A 21,367-nucleotide genomic window follows, 5' to 3' on the forward strand; every position below is an offset into this window, starting at 1 on the left:
TCACCTCTCTGTTTTTAAGAAATGGTGTTAAAGAATCGTTCGAAACAAATTAATAGTACATGCCGTTCATCAGACCACCCAGCATTCCCATGCCACCTAATCCGACGCAGGCTACGCAGGCAAAGATCATCAGCACTGTAAAGGCCATCCCAATGATGGAACAAATCAGACCAGCCATGGCCATGCCAGTGGGCAGACCCTGAAGTTTTCGTTCCTTCATGGCAATCATCGCAAAAATAAGACCCACCGCTCCGGTGAACAGACCGCTGCCGATCAAGGTGATAAAGCTGACAATTGAGAAGATCCCCAGTGATAGCGCCAGGATTGATTTGGAATCGTAGGCCTCAGCAATGACTCCTTCGGGATGGCGTTCATCGTAGGCATCGCGATTGCGGATAATAAAGACAAAAATCGGTCCCAGGAAAGGGAAAATAATGCTGAGCACCAGATACAGCACCCGGTGATCTTTGTCATAAATACTGTAGAGCCAGAATTGGGCGGTGTAATAATAGAAGCTCAGTGCCAGAGATAACAAAATTCCAACAAAGGCGCCCAGATAGGGAATAAAGCTAAGAATCATCATAACAATCGATATGGCCAGACCGATCAGGGGCAGAAAAAGCTTGGCATAGGGAATATGCCAGGTGCTGATGGAAACATCATCATTGATCAGTTCACCCATCAAATAATTACTGGCCAGGGGAATCCAGGCCAGCCAGGGATTATCAATATTTCGGTTTTTTGCCATGGTGTAAAGACCAAGGGAATTAAAAACATAGCAAACCAGGCCGATAATAAGACTAATTACTAAAATAATACCAAGAACTGACATAATCACCGGCATAATCGCCATAAAACTGTCAGGCTGGGAAGAAATATCTCCCAGATAATCATCATACATGTTCATAACATAACCTCCTAAAAAATCTAATACTCTAATTATACCCTAAAGTGAATCAAATAACTAATGTTTCAAGTTTTTTTCATAAAGCAACTGGGGGATTTTCAGCATAAACAGGATCCCCAAAGCAATGATCAGCAGGCTGATGAATTGGGATGTGGAGAGAAATCCGATCGTGCCGCGGGGATCCGCACGAAAAAATTCATTGATAAAGCGAAAGAGTCCCGAGGCGATTAAGTAGAACCCAGTGGTAAAACCAGCGGTTTGGCTTTTCCACAATACGGCCATCAGAAGTAGGGTGAGTACAAAAAGAAAGGCCGATTCAGATAATTGCGCTGGAAACAGACCGATCCCTGTGGGCGGATAGGCGCCAACTGGATAATGAACAGCGCCGGGTCCCTCATAGGGAATCCCGTAGCAGCAGCCATTGAAAAAACAACCAATCCGGCCAAAGGCCTGGGCCAGGGCTAAGCAAGGGACTGCGATGTCGAAAAATCGGATTGTATCAAGGTGATAAATATGGGTGTAAAAATATCCCCCCAAAATCCCGCCGATCAGGCCGCCATAGAAAACCGCACCACCGGTGGCCAGGCGAATCAGGGCGGTTTCGGGGCTGGCGATCAGATTGGGCAAATCGACAATAATATATAGCAGTTTAGCACCAATGATGCCGCCGATGATTCCAAAGAGACCGAAAAACATGGCGTCCATGGTGGAAATGCCATATTTTCTGGCGGCTTGAACCCCCAATAAAAAAGCCGCTCCGGTTCCCAGTAAAAATAAAACGCCGAAGGTCGGGATGGAATAATTAAAAAATTGAATAACTGGATACATGGTCTGCTCCTTTGATTTTTGATATAAAAAAAGGACGAATGATCGTCCTTTTTAAAATAGCGTCGCTTAGGAATAAAGTCCGGCGGTACCGATGATACCCACACAAGCCACACAGGCGATGAACGCCAGGGCACACAAGCTGAGACCAATGATATTGAGGACTAAACCGGCAGTTGCCATTCCGTTTGGTTTAAACCCTTCCAGCTCGCCAGCTTTGCGAATCTGGATGGCAAAAATTAAACCGACAATAGCGCAAACAATACCAATAATGGTAAAATAGCCCAAAAAGATGCAAACCAAGGATACGATTCCCAACACAAGGGAAGCAATGGCCTTATTGTTATATTGTTCCATATAAGCCTCCTAAAGTAAAATTATTTCTATCTTTAGAATACTCCTGTTGGGAAAAAATGTCAAGATTTATGAATCTCTGTTAACTTGTCCACCAGATCAAAGGCGACGTGATTGATGGTTTGGGAACCGGCCACAAGCACCAGATCGTTCGGACATAGGTGGTCAGTCAGATGATTAACAATATCTGCAAAGGCCGAAATAGTAACCGTGGGGATGCCATATTTTGCTTCGATGGCTTTTTGCAGATCTTCGGAATAAATATTCCAGTCATTGCCTTCCCGGTCAGAATAAATGTCATTAAGAATGACGTAGTCGGCTTTGGCAAAAGCGTCCACAAAATCATCAAAGAAAAAGAAGGTTCGGGAATAGGTATGCGGTTGAAAAACAACCCAGAGTTTATGATGCTCATAATTGAGACAGGCATCCACGACCACCTTTAATTCGGTGGGATGATGAGCATAATCTTCATAAACGTTGATGTCGTTAACTTCGCCGCGGAATTCGAAACGGCGTTTGGCGCCGCTGAATTTTGCCATGCCAGTGATCGAGGTTTCCACCGGGATACTGAGGAAGTCGCCACAGATAATGGCCGAAAGGGCATTAAGGACATTATGCTGACCAGGAATAATGAGTTGATAATGGCCATAAAATTCGCCTTTTTTATAGACATCAAAACGAGGTTTGCCAACCTTATCATAAACAATATTGGCGGGATACCAGTCGTTGTTTTTATTTAAGCCATAGGTAGTCACCGGGCAGGCTAAATCAGTGACGACATCCAGAACATCCGGGGAGTCCCCATAGGCAATCATCAGTCCATCGGCTGGCAGGATTTTACCGAATTTAGTAAAAGATTCCTTGATCTGCTTTAATCCACCTTTAAAATAATCCAAATGATCTTCTTCGATATTAGTGATGATACCGATGGAGTGGGAAGTTGTCAGAAAACTGTCGACGTATTCACAGGCCTCCACGACAAAGAACTCTTTTCCGTCAATAACGGCATTACCACCGAATTCATCAAGCTTGCCACCAATGCTCAGGCTGGGCCGCAGTTCAGCATGCTGGAGCAGACAGGCAACCATGGAGGAGGTTGTCGTTTTGCCATGGGTTCCGGAAACGGCAATGGTTTTATCGAAGATGTGGGAAAAAAGACCCAGAAAACTCGAACGTTCGATTTTGGGAAGATTCAAATCGGTGGCTTTAACCATATCCGGGTTATCGTCATGGATGGCAGCAGAATAAACAACACAATCCGCATCGGCGGGAATGTTTTTATAGTCGTGTCCGATATGGACCTTGATGCCCAGACACTCCAGTTTTTCGGTGTAGGATGAAGCAATCATATCAGAACCTTCAATGGAAAAACCTTGAGACAAAGACATCGTAGCCAGGCCACTCATGCTGCTGCCGCCAATTCCAATGAAGAATAATTTATTAATCGGTCGGTTGAATTTTTTTTCTAGTTGTGCTTTCAAATAATTAGCTCCTTTATCGGTAATAAAATCTTAATTATTTCTTAATGATTCATCTGAAAGTGCTTATTGGTTGGTTAAGAATATGCATGAAATAATCAAAATACCATTCAAAATCGGGAAAAACACTTTAAACCGAATTATAACACAGGTGTTTCCACGGAGTAAAGATTAAAAAAAACTTGCACTTTCACTGAAATATGAATAATATTATAGATATTGAGAATAATGTTCGGATTTTAATCGAATCCTTCATAGGTGGAAAATGAAAAAGAATGAAAGAATAAGTGTCATCACGAAAATATTGTCAGACCATCCCAACGAGGTGTTCAGCTATAATTATTTTACCGATTTACTAGAAGCTGGAAAATCAAGTGTTTGTGAAGATGTGGCGATTGTTAAAAATGCCATTGAACTGACCGGTACCGGCTATGTCGAAACCTATTCCGGGGCATCCGGGGGGGTGGTCTATCATCCCCAGGTCACCAGGGCAGAAGAGGTAAGTATCCTCAAAGAAATTGCCGACCAGCTCCAATCGCCAGCTCGAAAAATTCAGGGCGGTTTTGTCTATTACAGTGACATCCTCTCGAATCCCCGATATTCTAAAAATATTGGCCGGATTATTGCTTCAAAATATGGCGAAATGGGGATTGATTATGTCGTCACCACCGAAACCAAGGGAATTCCTGCCGCCATGGAAACAGCTCACTATTTAAATGTGCCGATGGGATTGATCCGTCGTTCCAACCGGGTAACCGAGGGGGCAACCACCAGTGTCAATTATATTTCCGGGTCATCCAATAAAATTAAGACGATGTACCTGAGTCGCCGGATTGATCTAAAAAACAAAAAAGTACTGGTGATCGATGATTTTATGAAGGGCGGCGGAACTGCCAAAGGAATGACTAATCTGATGGAAGAGGTTGGTGCCGAGGTGATGGGAATCTGTGTTATTTTTGTCACCCGATCCCCAGTGGAAAAACTGGTTGAACAGTTTACCCCGCTGATTTGGATGGATGATGAAAACCTGGAAGCCGGGTTGCAGGTTTCCCTGCATTCTGAAAGCTGAAAACTGAAATAAGGATAGCGTCTAAAGACACAATGTGAAGGATTAAAACAGATCCGTAAATGAAAGAAATTTTATGTTTTTTTTAAACCCTTTTTGAAAATGATAAGAATGGAAAAAATTTAAGGTTTTTGTTTTAATATAGTTGAATTTGTGTTAGTATATACCTAGAATTAGACATGTGACTTTATTTCAAAGGGGAGGCTTACGAGATGGAAATAACAGACGTAAGAGTACGGAAAACGTATCCAGAGGGAAAAATGAGAGCCATTGTCTCAGTTACTTTTGATGATCAATTTGTTGTTCATGATATTAAGGTAATTGAGGGTCAAAGCGGATTTTTTATTGCGATGCCCAGTCGAAAAACGCCAGATGGCGAATTCAAGGATATTGCACATCCCATTAACATGGGTACCCGTCGTGAAATGCAGGAGAGTGTCCTGCGCGCTTACGAAAAGGCCATAGAAGAGGATAACCAAGTAACCAATGAAGAAGAAGCAGCAGTTGAACTAGAAGTAGATTACGAAGAAGAATAAAAAATTAAAAAGTTAAAAGAAAAAGGGGGAGCGCTTCCCTTTTTTTGTTGTTAATAATTATTAAAGTTGCGGAGATGAAAATGAATCATTCAAAAACCATCATATTGGCGGCCGGAGAAGGGTCCCGGATGCGGTCCCAGAAACCCAAGGTACTCCATCAGGTGTGCGGGGAGAATATTCTGAATTATGTGATTGCGGTTAGTGAGGCATCGGGAATTTCGGAGATTGGAGTTATTGTCGGGTTTCAGGCCGAACAGGTCAAAGAAAGCCTGTCGCCACAGATCGCGACCTATTTTCAACCAGAACAGCTGGGTACCGGACATGCAGTCCTGCAGGCATTGCCCTTTTTTGAAGCACTCCAGGGAAATCTGATTGTACTGGTCGGCGATGCCCCACTGATCCGCCCAGAAACATTGACCGGCCTGATTATGGCTCATGAAACCGGCGGTTATGCCGCAACGGTTTTAACGGCCGAATTTGAAGAGCCCACCGGCTATGGCCGGATGATTAAAAACAGAAGTGGCGAACTGCTTAAAATTGTCGAAGAAAAAGATGCCGCTGCGGCTGAAAAACAGATCAAAGAGATTAATTCCGGGATGTATTGTTTTGATGCTCAGGCTCTTATTCTGGCGCTGGCGGAATTAAAAACAGATAATGTCCAGGGTGAGTATTATCTCACCGATGTCATCGAGATCTTAAGGAAAATGGGGAAAACCGCCGGCACCTATGTGACTCCGGATCCGGAAGACATTCAGGCCATCAATTCCCGGGTTCAGCTGGCCGAAGCGGAAGCGGTAATGCGAAAACGGATTAACCATAAAATGATGGATGCCGGCGTGACCATCATCGATCCGGCCACGACCTATGTTGGCGCCAGGGTTGCGGTTGGCCAGGATACGATCCTTTATCCCGGGGTAATTCTGGAAGGCGCAACCGCAATTGGAAAAGATTGTGTCATTGGGGCAAATAGTCGGTTAGTTGACACCAAAATTGGGAATAATGTTACTATCCAGAGTTCTACAATTCTGGAGAGCAGCGTCGACGATTACACCAACGTCGGTCCATACGCTTATATCCGCCCGGGCAGCCAGATTGGTAAACATTGCAAAGTTGGCGACTTTGTCGAAGTTAAGAACTCCACCATGGGTGATGGCGCCAAAGCTTCGCACCTGACCTATATTGGCGATGGTGACGTTGGCGAAAATGTCAACCTCGGCTGCGGCACGGTTTTTGTGAATTACGATGGTAAGAAAAAATACCGGACGATTGTCGAAAAAAATGCCTTTGTCGGGTGTAATACCAATCTGATTGCCCCGGTAACGGTTAAGGAAGGTGCCTACATTGCCGCCGGCTCGACCATCACTGATGATGTCCCGGAAGACAGTCTGGCAATTGCCAGAGCCAGACAGGTCAATAAGGTCGGCTATTTAAAAAAATAACACATCACATCATTAACAAAAAAATAGAAAATAGAGAAGATTAAGAAGAGGTATTAAACGCATGGATGGAAAGTATAGTGGAATTAAGATTATTGCTGGGAACTCGAATATCGCATTGGCACAGGAAATTGCCGAATATTTAGAAGTCCAGCTGTGTAACGCTGAGGTGGTCTCCTTTAGTGACGGGGAAATCGGCGTGAACGTCTTTGAATCGGTTCGTGGCGCAGATGTTTTTGTGATCCAGTCGACCGGCACCCCGGTGAATGAAAATTTAATGGAATTACTGATTCTCATCGATTCCATGAAACGTGCTTCGGCCGGCCGAATTAATGCCGTGATCCCTTATTATGGGTATGCCAGACAGGATCGTAAGGCCAAATCCCGAGATCCGATTACGGCTAAACTGGTGGCAAATTTGTTAACCACCGCCGGTGCTGACCGGGTCATCACGATGGATCTTCACTCCAACCAGATTCAGGGTTTCTTTGATATTCCGCTGGATCACTTATCAGGCGGAGCCCTGATCACAGAATACTACCGCGACAAGAAACTGGAAAACATGGTGGTGGTTTCCCCGGATGTGGGTAGTGTCAAGCGTTCCAGAAAGCTGGCCAGAAACCTGAATTGTCCTTTTGCGATCATTGATAAGGAACGTCCCCGCCCCAATGAAACTGCGGTTATGAATGTTATTGGGGATGTTAAAGGGAAAAACTGTATTATGATCGATGATATGATTGATACCGCCGGAACGATTACCTCCGGTGCCAATGCCCTCATTGATCTTGGCGCCAATTCTGTTTTTGGAGCCTGTAGTCATGGCGTGTTTTCCGGTCCGGCTATCCAGCGAATTCAGGATTCCGCCATTGAAGAACTGGTGACCCTGAATACCCTGTGTATTCCCAAGGAAAAACAAATCGACAAAATAAAAATTCTTTCCACCGGAACTCTTTTTGGCCGAGCCATTGACTATGTCCATTTTGGTCGATCACTGAGTAAGCTTTTTGTAGGAAGATACGTCTAGGATAGCCGATGCATCTGATTGTGGGATTGGGAAACATTGGCAAAGAATACGATGGTACCCGGCATAATATCGGCTTTGAAACCCTTGATTATCTCAGCGATAAAAAAGGAATCACGATCACCAAGAAAGAACAAAACGGTGTAACCGGCGTCTATCGTGAAGGTGGACAAAAAATTATGTTGGCCAAGCCGACTACCTATATGAACAACAGCGGACTGTGCGTCGCCGGGCTGATGAATTTTTATGATATCCCGTTGGAAAACCTGCTGGTGATCTATGATGATATCGACCTGGCCACCGGGGATGTGCGCATTCGCCAGCGGGGTAGCGCCGGAACCCATAATGGGATGCGCTCGATTATTCAGCATTTGGGAAATCCCGAATTTTCCCGCATCCGAATCGGCGTTGGCCGCCCCCGGCTGGGTTCTGAATTGGTTCACTATGTTCTCGGGCGTTTTCCCAAAAGCGAATTTCCTGCTATCGAAAATGCCGTGATGGAAGCGGTAAAAGGGGTGGATATTTTTGTCAAAGACGGCGTTGATCTGGCAATGAACCGGATTAATGTCAGAAAAAAAGCTGACGAAAAGAAAAATACAGAAAAAAAACCTGATGAAAAAAAGACCGCAGAATCAAATGAACCGGAAAAATCAGAGTAGCAGTCTATAAAAGATCACGACTAGAGATGTGCGAAAAAGAATACAAACAGGTGCCCGGGTTTAAAACCCGGGCTATCCGTGTTTAAAAAATGAAAGAAGAGATCATGGAATTACTTTATCAAAACCTTTTGAAGGTCGAATCGATCCAAACAATACTCCATAACCTGTCCCCGGGAGAGATTATCAATCTCTCTAATGTCAATAACAGCTTTAAAGAAGTGCTCACCGGGCTGATCTTCAGGCAGCAGAAAAACCGGATTCTTTATGTCACGGCAAGCGATTATCAGGCTCAGAAAACGGCCGAGAATTTGGAGAAAAGCCTCGGGGATCAGGTGATTTACCTCCCGGCCGAGCCAATCCATGATTATTTTGCTGATGTACATAGCCAGGAAATCAATCACCAGCGGTTGGTTGTATTTGAAAAACTGTTGTCAAATCAGCGCTTTGTGGTGGTAATGGGAGCGGAAACCCTCTTAAAGAAACAAATGCCCAAAGAAAAATTTCAGGGCCTTGGTTTTTCGCTGGCGGTGGAAGACAGCTGGGATCCGATTATCCTGACCAACCGTCTTTTTGAACTGGGGTATGAACCAGTTTCTCAGGTCGAGGCGAGAGGGCAGTTTGCTCATCGTGGCGGCATCATCGATGTTTTTTCCACCACTGGTCAGGAAGCTTACCGGATTGAATTTTTTGGTGATACCATTGAATCACTGCGCACCTTTGATCCCCAAACCCAACTGTCAACCGATTCGGTGGAGCAGGTGATCATTCTTCCCGGGCGGGAAATTATTTTGGATTGCGCCGAACGGGTCAAGGCGCTCAAACAAATCGTCAGAAATTATGGCGATATTCCGGGTTATCAGGCGCTGATTGAACGGATCAGCGAAGACCTGGGGAGCCATGATGAGACTCTGTTTGCTTTTGTCAAGTCCGAAGGAATGCTCACGGATTATCTGGGAGATGCTCTGGTTATCTGGGATGAACCGCCCCGGATCAAAGAAGCTCAGGCTGTTTTTATCAATAAACTACATAGTGATTTTCAGACCCTGATGGATGAACAGCTGATGTTTCCAGAAGAAAAAAACAAATTCTATTCATTTGCCAAAATTGAAAAAGCGCTGGAGCGCCAAGCCCAGTTAAGACTCCACTTATTCACATCCCGGGGGAAGAAAGGGATCGCCCTGGATTTAGGGGTGAAGGAAAATGATTCTTTTTTAGGCCAGATCCCGCTATTTATTAAATTTGTCCAAAAGCAGTTGGAACAAGACGCCATCATCCATTTGCGAGCCAGCGATGAAGCAGGGCTGGAAAAGCTGAAAAGCGTTTTAGCCGATGCCGATATTCACCGCTTTACCAATGAGCCGTTATCGGGGGTTCAATTGGTTACCGGTGAAATCAGTGGCGGCTTTGAATTGACCGCAGAAAAGCTCATTTGCATCAATCAAAGTGAAATTATCAAAGCCTCCACCCAGCGGAAAAAACGCCGCCGTCAAAAAGGCCGAAAGATCGATTCCTTCACCCAATTGAATCAGGGCGACTTTGTGGTTCATGATACCCATGGCATCGGGGTCTACCGGGGCATTGAACAATTAAAAATCGATGAGACCATCAAAGATTTACTGGTCATCGAATATGCCAACGATGCCAAGTTCTACTGTCCGGTGGATCAGATGGATGCCATCCAGGTTTATGTGGGAACTGGCGAGAAAAAGCCGAAAATCAACCAATTAGGTACCAATGACTGGAGCAAGTCGAAATCTCGGGTCAGAGCCGCAGTTGCAGAAATGGCCGACGAGCTGATTGCTCTTTATGCCAAACGACAGAATTTAAAGGGCTACAGTTTTGGTCTGGATTCCAGCTGGCAGCAGGAGTTTGAGGATTCGTTTCCCCATGAGGAAACCAATGATCAGCTCCAGGCTGTGGACGAGATTAAAGAAGACATGGAATCGACCCGACCGATGGATCGGCTGCTCTGCGGCGATGTCGGGTATGGCAAAACCGAGGTCGCCTTGCGGGCCATTTTTAAAGCGATCATGGAGGGGAAACAGGTGGCCTTTCTGGTGCCCACCACTATTTTAGCCCAACAGCATTATCAAACGGCCTTGGATCGGTTCAACAAATACCCGGTCAGCATTGGTCTGCTTAGCCGGTTCCGGTCGAAAACCGATCAGGATAAGACCTTGAAAAAACTGGCTGCCGGCCAGGTGGATTTGATCATCGGCACCCATCGGATCTTATCAAAAGATGTCATCTTCAAAGATCTCGGTCTGCTGGTGGTAGATGAGGAACAACGGTTTGGAGTGGGTCACAAGGAACGGATCAAGCAGCTCAAAGAAAATGTCGATGTGTTAACCCTCAGTGCCACCCCGATTCCCCGAACCCTGCACATGTCGATGATCGGGGTCAGGGATATGAGTGTCATCGACGAGCCGCCGGCCGGCCGGCGACCGGTGCTGACCTATGTTATGGAATATAATGAAGCCATCGTCAAAGATGCCATTTTGCGGGAATTGTCTAGACAGGGGCAGGTCTATTTTGTCCACAACCGGATCCACGATATTTTTGAAGTGTCCCGAAAAATTCAAAAGCTGGTTCCCGAAGCCCGGATTGTCGTGGCGCACGGCCGGATGACTGGTCAAGAACTGGAAGACATCATGGTCGATTTTTTAGAACGGGAGTATGATGTACTGGTGACCACCACCATTATCGAGTCGGGACTGGATATTAAAAATGCCAATACCCTGATCATCGACAATGGTGATTATATGGGTCTGTCGCAATTATATCAGCTCCGGGGACGGGTGGGGCGCTCCGATGTTCAAGGCTACACCTATGTGACCCATCGACCCAAGGTGCTCTCGGAAATCTCCCAGAAGCGCTTAAAGGCCATCAAAGACTTTACTGCTTTTGGTTCGGGCTTTAAAATTGCCCTCCGGGATCTGGAAATCAGAGGCGCCGGAAATATTCTGGGTGCAGCTCAGTCCGGCAATCTGGCCACCATCGGTTATGAACTCTATTGCCGGATTCTGGATGAAGCCATCCATGAACGGCTGGGCAAAGAAATGGATTTCTCGGCCAGCGAGCTGATGATCAACCTCAATGTCAGCAGTTATATCCCCGAAAACTATATTTCGGATGAAGAGCTGAAATACGACATCTACAAAAAGCTGTCCTATGTTAAATCCCGGTTGGATTATGACGAGCTGGAGGATGAGCTGTTGGATCGCTTTGGGGAAATCCCTGATGGGGTTTACAATCTGATGGCTTTGGCGATGATCAAACACCTGGGTAGATCCCTGAGAATGACGGAAATTCGGGAACGGGGAAACAGTGTTTTGTTCACCTTTGATAATACCAGGGAAATTCCGATTCCCGATCCGGAACTGATGAAGGAACTGTTTAATTCTCATAATATCAAGTTTAATGCCGGAAAAGGGGATCAGATCCGCTGGCGGATCGTTTTAAAACACGATCAGGATCAGGCTTACCTGAAAGCCTTAGGTGAATTTCTGGGGCGATTGGTTTCGTCGAAGAATTAAGGTAAAGTCCAGTTGTCGTATGTTAAACTAGGCAAGGTCTTAATTTATATGAAATTAATAAAGAAGAGGAGAACGACGGAAATGAAGAAATCTCGTATTCTGGCTTTGATGCTGACAAGTGTTATCTGTGTCAGTATTTTTGCCGGAGGTTGTAGTTTGGTTAAGGTAAATCCTGAACAGGATAAGAAGGTGGAAATCGCAGTCATTGATGGAAACCCTTTGTTAAAAGAGAGTTTCAACAATTATATGGCATATTATCAGATGTATTTTGATGCCAGCGGCATGACCTTTCCAACAGATAAGGAGCTGACACAGCTAAAAAAAGATATTCTGGATGATTTGGTTCGGGTTGAAACCCTCACCGCCAAAGCAAAAAAAGATGGGGTTACGGTCGATGAAACAGGGATTGCCGCCAATGCCACCAGCATGTTGGAATCACTGAAAACAACCCTGGGAGAAGAAAAATATGCAGCAGTTTTAGAAACATATAACACTGACTCGGCATCATTTGAGGCATTTTTAAATAAATTCCTACTGGATTACAGCTATGCCAACACCATGGAAACGAATTATAACAATACCTTGAAAGCTGATCCCAGTAAAGAATTAAGCACGGTTGTCGGAACGGTTGGTAAAGACGAGGTTAAAAAAGATGTCTATAATTATCGTCTGGCCAATGAGGAGCTATTGACCTATTACCAAACCCAACAGGCGCTGGGAACTGATGAAGCAACGATGAAAACCACCAATGAAACGATCTTCAATACGATTGCGGAACAAAAAGCCCTGGCTCAATATGCCGAAGAAAAGAAACTAACTACTGATCAGACAAATATCGACAGCTATGTGACCACCCAGGAAGCATTTGTCAATTATCTGCTGCCCGGTGATGAGGCATTGCAACAGTTTTTAGATGCCAAATTCTTAACCATTGCCCAATTTAAAGAATTCATGAAACAAGATGCCACCGCCTCGGCCATTTCTAAAGCGGTTCAGGCCGATTTGGAAACCACGATAAAAGTTACCGATGGCGAGATCAAAAAATATTACGATGAAAACAAAGCATCCTACGATACCAGCACCGTTTCGGCCAAACATATTTTAGCCACCGAGCAAGCCTTGGCCGATCAGGTTTATGCTGAAGCCAAGAATGCCAAAACAGTCGCCGAATTTGATGCGATTATGGCAAAATACCAGACCACCGACGGGATTCAGGAAGCTGCCGATCTGGGTGCTTTCACCAAGTCAACCATGGTTACTGAGTTTTCGGACGCCGCCTTTAAGATGGATGTGAATACCGTCAGTGAGCCGGTTAAAACCGACTACGGCTACCATGTTATCTATGTTTATGATAAAAAGACCGGTGAAACACCAAGCCTGGAAGATAAAAAAGAAGAAATTACTGAAACCTTAAAAAGCGAAAAAGTCACGGCCGAATTTGACAAGCTCAAAACCAAGCTGATGAACAAATTCAAAGTAAAAATCAACGATATCGTCACTCCAGCAGCAGCTTATCTGGAAGAGTTAAAAACCGAATTAAATGTTAAAGTTTACGAAAACAAAATCTAAATAAAATCTCTGTACAATTTAAACAGCACCACAAAAAGCACTGAGTTTCAGTGCTTTTTGGTTGTATATGAATAGTTGATGGGATATAATAAAAAACAATCTGCAAAGCACCGTCAGGGATTTGCGTAAATGCATAAAAGAGGTTTATCTATGTCTGAGCGAACATCAAATTACTTAAAGGGTGCCAGTATTCTGGTGGCAGCGGGGATCTTATCGCGGTTGTTGGGCCTCTTTTTTAAGATTCCCCTATACCAGATGGTAGGCAGCTATGGAAATGGGATCTATGGCAATGTCACCAGCATCTACAACCTGCTGCTGATGGTTTCTACCGTCGGCTTTCCGGTGGCGATCTCAAAAATGGTGTCCGAAAACATCGCTAAAAATGAATATGCCACCGCCCATCGGGTGTTCAAACTATCGATCATCATCCTGGCGGTTCTGGGTGCGCTATCCAGTCTGTTCCTGTTTTTCGGGGCGGAATGGATCATTGAAACGGCAAACTGGACGGCGGAGAGCTATCCGGCGCTGGTGGCGATTGCTCTGGCGCCCTTGTTTATTTCCTTTGTATCAGCCTTTCGGGGCTTTTTTCAGGGTTTTCAGATCATGACACCGACCGCAGTTTCGCAGATTCTGGAACAGCTTGTCCGGGTTTTTCTGGGCGTCATTTTATGTTGGGCTTTTGTTGGTCAATTTGGCATCGGCCTGGGCGTCGGCGGGGCGGTTTTTGGCGCTACTGCTGGCGGTCTGGTGGCCGCCATTTTATTGGCTTATCTATATCGTAGCTTTGCGACCAAAAATAAACGTTTGCTGAGAGCAAGGACTAAAAAACGGCAGATCTCCAACCGGGCACTGCTGAAACGACTGGTGATTATTTCCATTCCGGTCACCTTGACATCAGCCCTGGTGGCGATGTTTTCGACCGTTGACTCGTTTATCTACGTTTCCCGGTTGGGGGTGGCAGGGATCGATGAAATAACCGCGACGATGATGTTTGGTGATTTTACCAATGCCGAGATATTAATCACCATTCCGTTGATTATTAGCGGCAATCTGGCAGTGGCGATGATCCCGGCGATTTCCGAATCATTTGCGATGCGCGACCGGAAAGCGATGAATCAAAAAATTGTGTTGGCCATTCGGGTCATTTTGCTGGTGGCTTTTCCGTCCTGTATCGGTTTGTCGGTGCTGTCTTATGGCATCTTTGATCTGCTCTTTCCGGGATCGCCCTACGGCGGATTTATTTTATGCACCTTTTCCTATGCGACGATTTTTATGATGCTTTCGAACACCTTTCAAAGCATCCTCCAATCGATTGACCGGTTTCGCATTCCGCTGATCAATCTGGGCGTGGCCATCATTATCCGTTTTGTCACCGGGTGGATATTTTTGTCGATTCCCTTTTTCAATATTCAGGGGATTGTCATCAGTAGTATGATTACCTTTATCTATCTGACGGTGGCCAATTACGCTTCGGTTAAGCGCTACACCCATATCAAGGTGGATTTTGTCCACACCGCCCTGAAACCGTTGGTTGCGGCCGTGGTGATGGGGATTGCCGTATTTTTTGCTTACAAGGGGATCGCTGCCCTGCTGGGCGGATTTGTCGGGATTATCATGGCGGTCGTCATCGGCATCTTCATTTACTCCTTTGTGCTGGTATTAATCAAAGGAATAACGGCAGACGAAATAAGGGTATTGCCGGGAAGCCGAACCTTACTAAGCTTTTTTCGCCGGCTTGAACGACTTGTACCCGGTCGTAAGAAACGACGGATCCGACATCAGTAATCGATTCAGAAAGGAAATAAAAACATGCACCATATCGATATTGTTGGTTTGGGACCGGGCAGCCCGGGCCAGATCACCCTGGAAACATTAGCATTATTAAAAGATACGAGTCCCAATTTTTTTAGAACCAAGATCCATCCCGTGATGGATTTTATTGAGAACGAAGCTATCAGTTATCAGAGTTTTGACCGTTATTATGAGCAGGAAGAGTCCTTTGAGGCGGTTTACGATCAAATCGTCACAACGCTCATCGAAACCGCCAAAACAACTGGGAAGTTGGTCTATGCGGTTCCCGGTAACCCTTTATTTGGCGAAAAAACAGTTGAGAAACTGATCGTTGCCGCAAAAGCGGCAGGCATCAACTATCGGATTTATCCGGGCGTGAGCTTTGTCGATGTGACCCTGAACAGTCTGGAAGAAGACCCCATTCATGGACTTAAAATCATGGACGCCTTTGATTGCGTCAAGAATCCTCCCGATCCCCGGATCGGGGCTTTGATAACCCAGGTTTATGATCAGCATATGGCTTCGGAACTCAAACTGCAACTAATGGACATTTATGATCCCGAAAAGAGGGTCGTTCTGCTGATCAATTCAGGAATTCCGGAGACCGAAAAATCACTGGAAATCTGTCTTTATGAGTTGGATCGGGTGGCGGCTATCAATCATCTGACCAGCCTTTATATTCCGGCCGAAGATGAAGCTTATCAGGGCTTTCAGGGCATCATTGAGCTGATGAAAACACTGCGCGGAAGTGAGGGCTGTTCCTGGGACCGGAGTCAGACCCACGAAAGTCTGAGAAATTATCTACTGGAAGAAAGTTATGAGGTTTTAGAGGCCATCGATAATCAGGATTGGGATAATCTCGCTGAAGAACTGGGCGATGTTTTATTTCAGATTGTCTTTCACGCTGAAATTGCCAGTGAGGCTGGCCGCTTCAACATCAACCAGGTGATTGGCGGGATCAATGAAAAAATGATCAGACGCCATCCCCATGTTTTTCTTGACAAGGTCAGCTTTAATCCGGATCAGGTTGAAACCAACTGGGATGCCATCAAACGGCTGGAAAAGGGTGAATCGGGAGCAGTACTGGAAAGCCCCGGACTGGCTTCTGAGATGAAAAAAATACCCAAATCACTGCCCGCTTTAATGGAGGCTTATAAGGTTCAGAAAAAGGCCGCTAAAGTCGGCTTTGACTGGAAAGAGCCAACGGCCGCACTGGAAAAAGTCGACGAGGAAACGCTTGAATTAAGGGCAGCACTGCAGGAAAATAATCCCGAAAAGATTGAAGAAGAGCTGGGTGATTTGCTTTTTTCGGTGGTCAATGTGTCTCGGTTGCTCAAACTTCAGCCGGAGATGGTGTTAAGGAAGGCGACGGAAAAATTCATTGGTCGGTTTGAAAAAATGGAAAAAGTTGCCAGTCAAGAGAAAAAATCTTTGAATGACTATACTTTTGAGCAGTTAGACCAGGCTTGGAATCGGTCAAAAGGGCTTTAAGAGTGGAAAAAACGGAAAAAAGCAAAAAAAACTTGTAATTTGCAGGCGAACACGCTTATAATATTACAATAGAATACTGGAAACTATCAGATGGAGGAAAAAATGAACAAATCAGAATTAATTGCCCAAATGGCAGAAAAGTCGGGTTTATCAAAAAAAGATTCAGAAAAAGCATTAGGTGCTTTTTTAGACACTGTGGTAGATACCTTGAAAAATGGAGACAAGGTGTCATTGGTAGGTTTTGGAACCTTTGAGGTTAGAGAACGTGCAGCACGTACAGGTCTTAACCCACGAACAAAAGAGCCCATCGAAATAGCAGCCTCTAAAGCCCCAGGCTTTAAAGCAGGCAAAGGCTTTAAGGATGAAGTAAATAAGTAATTAAAGTTACAGAAGCCGGGGCAATGCTCTGGCTTTTTGTTTTATTAAGGGTTTTGTTTTAAGCTTTCTGATTTAGAATAATGAGGAAACCATGAGAATTGATAAATTTTTAAAGAATGCCAGAATTATTAAACGTCGGACCGTGGGAAAAGACGCCTGTGATGGGGGTCGTGTTTCCATTAATGACCAGGTTGCTAAACCGGGCGACCAGGTGAAGCCCGGGGATATTATTACCATCCGCTATGGTGACGGAGAACAAAAGGTGGAGGTTCTTGAATGTCTGGAACATGCTCCCAAGGATAAAGCAGCAGACATGTACCGGGAATTATAAAACTGCTCCACCGGAAATGAAGAAAAGAAGATGAATGAAAAAACGAAAAGCCTAATCAGGCGTCGAATGATCATTGCCTTGGCAATCATAGTGACGGTACTGTTTACCGCCTACATCTATCTGGCCAATGCTATAAAAATCTACGAACTGGATCAGCAGACGGTTCAGATTGCGCAAGAAATCGAAAATGAAAAAATAAGAAGCAATCAATTAGACGAACAGGTTAAACAAATGGGCAGCAAGAATTATGTGGAAAATTTTGCACGTAAATATCTTGGTTTATATTATCCAGATGAAACCATAATCATTGTGGAAACCCAGGAAAATGCTGCAGAAAGTGATGGGCAAACAGTTGAACAATAAATGTGACAATAATTTAGATGGTACTGAACTTGATCAAACGGTGATAATAGAAAAAGAAAAAAAACACCATCTGGCCGTGATTGATATTGGCACCAATTCCACCCGGATGCTGATCTTTAGAAATGACCAGGGGAAATTAGTTCGGGTTAACAAATCCGTTCGTTATACCCGAATGGGTCAGGGCGTGAATCAGACGGGAAAACTTCATCCTGACGCGGAAAAACGAAATATGGAAGCCATGGAAGAGTATAAAAACATTGCGGCAGATTATGGGGTGGAAGAATTTTATTTATTTGGCACCAGTGCTATGCGGGATGCTAATAATACGGCGGCCTATCTTGACGCCGTTAAAGAAAAGTTGGGTTTTGAAATTGAGGTTATTTCCGGCGAAGCCGAAGCGGAACTTGGTTTTGTGGGCGTATCCCAGTGCTTTGAAGAAAAAATCCTGATCTTTGATATCGGCGGCGGTAGCACCGAATTGATCTATGGCGAAGACAACGAAATAAAAAGAATGATGAGCATCAATCTGGGCTGTGTTCGCTGCACCGAAGAGTTTATTTTTTCCGATCCACCAACTTTTCAGGAATTGGAACGGATGAATGAAAAAATATATACCGAGTTTGAAAAAAGAACCAGGGGCTTTTTGCCGACCAAACCTTATAAACTCATTGGCATAGGCGGAACCGCCACCAGTCTTTCGACCATCAAACAGGAACTGAAGACTTATTGCAGTGAGATGGTTCATGAGAGTACCATTACTAAAGATGAGCTGGAACACATGATTGACAGTTTGGCCAGTAAAACCATCAAAGAACGGCAAAATATGGTGGGGCTGGAAGCAAAGCGGGCTGACATTATTCTGGCGGGGGCGTTTTTGCTTTTAAATATATTTAAAATTACCGGTGAAACTATTTTTACAGTCTGTGATTATGATAACCTTGAAGGCGCAGCATACCGCCGTTTTGTCATGAAAAAATAAATAAAATCTTTTTTTTCTAAAAAGCTTGACATTAGGTTTGAATGGGCGTATAATAACACTTGTCCCTTGAGCAAGGGGACGGACGAAAAAGTGCCGGGGTGGCGGAACTGGCAGACGCACAGGACTTAAAATCCTGCGGTCCTAACGACCGTACCGGTTCGATTCCGGTCCTCGGCACCACTTTTTAAACTTGCTCAATTAATTACATCGCGGGATGGAGCAGCTTGGTAGCTCGTCGGGCTCATAACCCGGAGGTCGTAGGTTCAAATCCTGCTCCCGCAACCAATTATACAAATCCTTTTTCATGGCGGCGTAGCTCAGTTGGCTAGAGCATACGGTTCATACCCGTAGTGTCAGCGGTTCGACTCCGTTCGCCGCTACCATAAAAAAATTATACAATCTGTGGCCCCTTGGTCAAGCGGTTAAGACACCGCCCTTTCACGGCGGTAACAGGGGTTCAAGTCCCCTAGGGGTCACCATAAAATTTGTATAAATCATAACGACACCAGTATTAATTTTTCGTGGTCGCATAGCTCAGCTGGGAGAGCACCTGCCTTACAAGCAGGGGGTCACAGGTTCGAGCCCTGTTGCGACCACCATTTTTTATTTATAGAGTTTAATTAAAAGAGTTAGAATAGAGAATTTTATTGAAGTGGTGAAACCATGGAGAAAAAAGTAATTCAATATATTGAAGAACAGAGAATTTTAGAGGCTGGCGATCATGTTCTCATCGGCGTATCCGGTGGAGCAGATTCGCTGGCTTTATTGTATTTTTTGGACAAATTTGCTGATCAGTTTCATATTGCCATCGGCGTGGCTCATCTGCACCATGGCCTGCGGGGGGCGGCAGCCGATGGGGACGAAGCGTTTGTGCAAAACTTCTGTCAGGAACGGAACATTTCCTTTTTCTCAAGGCAGCGGAATATCCAGGAGATCTCCCAAACGGAAAAGATTTCCGTTGAAGAGGCGGGGCGAAAAGAGCGGTATGGCTTTTTTAGGGCCATTGCTGAAGATCATGGGTACAATCGGATTGCCATGGGTCATCATATCAACGATCAGGCTGAAACGATGCTGATGCGGCTGATTCGGGGGACTGGGGTTAAGGGTGTCTCCGGCATTAAATCGAGTCGCGACAATCTATATATCCGGCCCTTCCTCTGTCTCCAGAAAAAAGAAATCCTCAATTATTGTGAAATTCACAAGCTGGCGTTTCGTACCGATGCCACCAACTTTCAAAGAGACTATACCCGTAATAAAATTCGTCTGGATATTATGCCGATGATTTTAGAGATCAACCCCAGGGCAGAAGTCCATTTTAATGAATTTACCAAAATTGCCAATGAATACGAAGCATTTTTTGAGAAATATGTGGATCAGATTGAAGATCGCATTTTGGCTAAAAAAGAGAATAGCGTAGTCATTGACCGTGATTTGTGGTTAAGAGAAGAACCGGTCGTTCAGAAAGAAATTTTACGCCGGTCTATTTTTAAATTTAAGGGTAGTTTAAAGGAAATTGAGTACAATCATATCACTGCTTTTTATAGTTTACTAAAGAGCGATAAAACGATATGGGAAATCCACTTCCCTCATGATATCCTAATAATGCGCCGTTATGACCGGGTTATAGTGGCAGAAAAACAAAAAGTTATGGGTTCCATAATACTACCCAAGCAAATTCTTCCCAATAAAACCTATCTTTTTTCTAAAGAACGTCTGATATTGGAGACAAAGTTTGTTAGCCAGGATGAATTTAGAAAAAAAAGGTCTTTTTTTTCTAAAGAAATGGAAAATCATAGTGAAAAATATTTTGATTATGATAAAATAAAGGGTATATTGGTTTTGCGTAGCCGACAATCCGGAGATTATTTTTATCCCACCGGTCTGGCGGGTAAGAAATCCATTAAAAAGTATTACATCGATAAGAAAATCGACCGCAATCAAAGGGATGAAATTCCGCTACTGGTGACGGAGGCTGAGGTGTTGTGGATTTTGGGTTATGCCATCAACCAACAATACCTGGCCGATGATGATACAAAAAATATAATTAGGGTAACATACCTTATGTTAGGAGAAAAGTGTGATAGCCGATATTCAGGAAATTTTGGTTGATGAAAAGGCATTGGAAAAACGTGTCTCAGAACTTGGAGAAAAGATTACCGCAGACTACCGGGGGAAGTATCCCATATTGATTGGTATTTTAAAAGGATCGTCAGTTTTTATGGCCGATCTGATTAGAAAGATTCCAATCCCGGTGGAGATTGATTTTTTAAAGGCATCCAGCTATGGTGTTGAAGCCCGCAGTTCTGGAGTTGTTGAGCTGAAGGATGATTTATCGATGGATGTAAAAGGCCGGAGTATTTTGCTGATTGAAGATATTGTCGATACCGGAAACACGCTGAAATATTTACTGAACCGTTTCGAAAACCTGGGAGCAGAAGATGTGAAGGTCTGTTCGCTACTGGATAAACCGGAGCGTCGGGAACAGCGGGTTATTGCCGATTATATCGGCTTTGAAATACCTAACGAATTCGTAGTTGGGTACGGCTTGGATTATGCGCAAAAGTATCGAAATCTCCCCTTTATCGGGATTTTAAAACGGGAAGTATATGAATAAGCATAGCAGTGATAAGAAAAATTGGAACTTGAG

General features: G+C 44.5%; 19 protein-coding genes and 5 tRNA genes. 20 read left to right on the forward strand and 4 right to left on the reverse strand.

Annotation, left to right across the window (positions count from 1 at the left end):
- Nucleotides 1–49: 49 nt before the first annotated feature.
- From Q7J41_RS13755 to murC, 4 genes are all read right to left on the reverse strand, one after another.
- Entirely contained in the window at nucleotides 50–907 is an 858-nt protein-coding gene (locus Q7J41_RS13755; protein WP_304889011.1) for a DUF4190 domain-containing protein, read from the reverse strand.
- Nucleotides 908–964: 57 nt separating this feature from the next.
- Nucleotides 965–1,735, reverse strand: coding sequence for a prolipoprotein diacylglyceryl transferase (locus Q7J41_RS13760; protein WP_304889012.1), 771 nt, complete (start codon nucleotides 1,733–1,735; stop codon nucleotides 965–967).
- 66 nt (nucleotides 1,736–1,801) lie between these two features.
- A complete protein-coding gene (locus Q7J41_RS13765) occupies nucleotides 1,802–2,089 on the reverse strand; it encodes a hypothetical protein (protein WP_304889013.1) in 288 nt (95 codons plus the stop codon).
- A 59-nt stretch (nucleotides 2,090–2,148) separates the two neighbouring features.
- Nucleotides 2,149–3,567 (reverse strand): UDP-N-acetylmuramate--L-alanine ligase, encoded by a 1,419-nt coding sequence (murC, locus tag Q7J41_RS13770; protein WP_304889014.1) that lies wholly within the window; start codon nucleotides 3,565–3,567, stop codon nucleotides 2,149–2,151.
- A 262-nt stretch (nucleotides 3,568–3,829) separates the two neighbouring features.
- Here murC and purR point away from each other — a divergent pair, with 262 nt between their 5' ends.
- The 20 genes from purR to hpt all read left to right on the forward strand — a co-directional run bounded on the left by purR (nucleotide 3,830) and on the right by hpt (nucleotide 21,334).
- The gene (purR, locus tag Q7J41_RS13775) at nucleotides 3,830–4,633 is read left to right on the forward strand and encodes a pur operon repressor (RefSeq protein ID WP_304889015.1); all 804 of its coding nucleotides are present in this window, start codon (nucleotides 3,830–3,832) and stop codon (nucleotides 4,631–4,633) included.
- A gap of 209 nt (nucleotides 4,634–4,842) precedes the next feature.
- The gene (spoVG, locus tag Q7J41_RS13780) at nucleotides 4,843–5,166 is read left to right on the forward strand and encodes a septation regulator SpoVG (RefSeq protein ID WP_026394661.1); all 324 of its coding nucleotides are present in this window, start codon (nucleotides 4,843–4,845) and stop codon (nucleotides 5,164–5,166) included.
- Between the two features lie 80 nt (nucleotides 5,167–5,246).
- The gene (gene glmU, locus Q7J41_RS13785; protein ID WP_304889016.1) at nucleotides 5,247–6,605 is read left to right on the forward strand and encodes a bifunctional UDP-N-acetylglucosamine diphosphorylase/glucosamine-1-phosphate N-acetyltransferase GlmU; all 1,359 of its coding nucleotides are present in this window, start codon (nucleotides 5,247–5,249) and stop codon (nucleotides 6,603–6,605) included.
- A gap of 61 nt (nucleotides 6,606–6,666) precedes the next feature.
- Nucleotides 6,667–7,626: a ribose-phosphate pyrophosphokinase gene (locus Q7J41_RS13790; RefSeq protein WP_304889017.1), complete on the forward strand. Its 960-nt coding sequence runs from the start codon at nucleotides 6,667–6,669 to the stop codon at nucleotides 7,624–7,626.
- 8 nt (nucleotides 7,627–7,634) lie between these two features.
- Nucleotides 7,635–8,282, forward strand: a complete 648-nt coding sequence (pth, locus tag Q7J41_RS13795) for an aminoacyl-tRNA hydrolase (protein WP_304889018.1) — start codon at nucleotides 7,635–7,637, stop codon at nucleotides 8,280–8,282.
- Nucleotides 8,283–8,386: 104 nt separating this feature from the next.
- The gene (gene mfd, locus Q7J41_RS13800; protein ID WP_304889019.1) at nucleotides 8,387–11,818 is read left to right on the forward strand and encodes a transcription-repair coupling factor; all 3,432 of its coding nucleotides are present in this window, start codon (nucleotides 8,387–8,389) and stop codon (nucleotides 11,816–11,818) included.
- Nucleotides 11,819–11,899: 81 nt separating this feature from the next.
- Complete coding sequence (locus Q7J41_RS13805) at nucleotides 11,900–13,387, forward strand: SurA N-terminal domain-containing protein (RefSeq protein ID WP_304889020.1); 1,488 nt, start codon at nucleotides 11,900–11,902, stop codon at nucleotides 13,385–13,387.
- Nucleotides 13,388–13,537: 150 nt separating this feature from the next.
- The gene (locus tag Q7J41_RS13810) at nucleotides 13,538–15,172 is read left to right on the forward strand and encodes a polysaccharide biosynthesis protein (RefSeq protein ID WP_304889021.1); all 1,635 of its coding nucleotides are present in this window, start codon (nucleotides 13,538–13,540) and stop codon (nucleotides 15,170–15,172) included.
- Nucleotides 15,173–15,196: 24 nt separating this feature from the next.
- Nucleotides 15,197–16,669 (forward strand): nucleoside triphosphate pyrophosphohydrolase, encoded by a 1,473-nt coding sequence (mazG, locus tag Q7J41_RS13815; protein WP_304889022.1) that lies wholly within the window; start codon nucleotides 15,197–15,199, stop codon nucleotides 16,667–16,669.
- 90 nt (nucleotides 16,670–16,759) lie between these two features.
- Nucleotides 16,760–17,047: an HU family DNA-binding protein gene (locus Q7J41_RS13820; protein ID WP_014357319.1), complete on the forward strand. Its 288-nt coding sequence runs from the start codon at nucleotides 16,760–16,762 to the stop codon at nucleotides 17,045–17,047.
- A gap of 91 nt (nucleotides 17,048–17,138) precedes the next feature.
- Nucleotides 17,139–17,378: an RNA-binding S4 domain-containing protein gene (locus Q7J41_RS13825; protein WP_304889023.1), complete on the forward strand. Its 240-nt coding sequence runs from the start codon at nucleotides 17,139–17,141 to the stop codon at nucleotides 17,376–17,378.
- Between the two features lie 30 nt (nucleotides 17,379–17,408).
- Entirely contained in the window at nucleotides 17,409–17,741 is a 333-nt protein-coding gene (locus tag Q7J41_RS13830) for a septum formation initiator family protein (protein ID WP_304889024.1), read from the forward strand.
- Complete coding sequence (locus Q7J41_RS13835; protein WP_304889025.1) at nucleotides 17,704–18,720, forward strand: Ppx/GppA phosphatase family protein; 1,017 nt, start codon at nucleotides 17,704–17,706, stop codon at nucleotides 18,718–18,720. Before Q7J41_RS13830 ends, Q7J41_RS13835 begins: the two co-directional genes overlap by 38 nt.
- Before the next feature lie 92 nt (nucleotides 18,721–18,812).
- Nucleotides 18,813–18,900: transfer RNA gene (locus Q7J41_RS13840), tRNA-Leu, on the forward strand.
- Nucleotides 18,901–18,928: 28 nt separating this feature from the next.
- A tRNA-Met gene (locus Q7J41_RS13845) sits at nucleotides 18,929–19,005 on the forward strand.
- A gap of 21 nt (nucleotides 19,006–19,026) precedes the next feature.
- Nucleotides 19,027–19,103: transfer RNA gene (locus tag Q7J41_RS13850), tRNA-Met, on the forward strand.
- A gap of 21 nt (nucleotides 19,104–19,124) precedes the next feature.
- Nucleotides 19,125–19,199 (forward strand) — tRNA-Glu (locus Q7J41_RS13855).
- 44 nt (nucleotides 19,200–19,243) lie between these two features.
- Nucleotides 19,244–19,319, forward strand: a tRNA-Val gene (locus Q7J41_RS13860).
- 64 nt (nucleotides 19,320–19,383) lie between these two features.
- Nucleotides 19,384–20,829: a tRNA lysidine(34) synthetase TilS gene (gene tilS / locus Q7J41_RS13865; RefSeq protein ID WP_304889026.1), complete on the forward strand. Its 1,446-nt coding sequence runs from the start codon at nucleotides 19,384–19,386 to the stop codon at nucleotides 20,827–20,829.
- The gene (hpt, locus tag Q7J41_RS13870; RefSeq protein WP_304889027.1) at nucleotides 20,798–21,334 is read left to right on the forward strand and encodes a hypoxanthine phosphoribosyltransferase; all 537 of its coding nucleotides are present in this window, start codon (nucleotides 20,798–20,800) and stop codon (nucleotides 21,332–21,334) included. Before tilS ends, hpt begins: the two co-directional genes overlap by 32 nt.
- The last annotated feature ends 33 nt before the right edge of the window (nucleotides 21,335–21,367 follow it).

Origin of the sequence: Acetobacterium sp. (genome assembly GCF_030652775.1) — a bacterium.
Lineage (GTDB): Bacteria > Bacillota > Clostridia > Eubacteriales > Eubacteriaceae > Acetobacterium.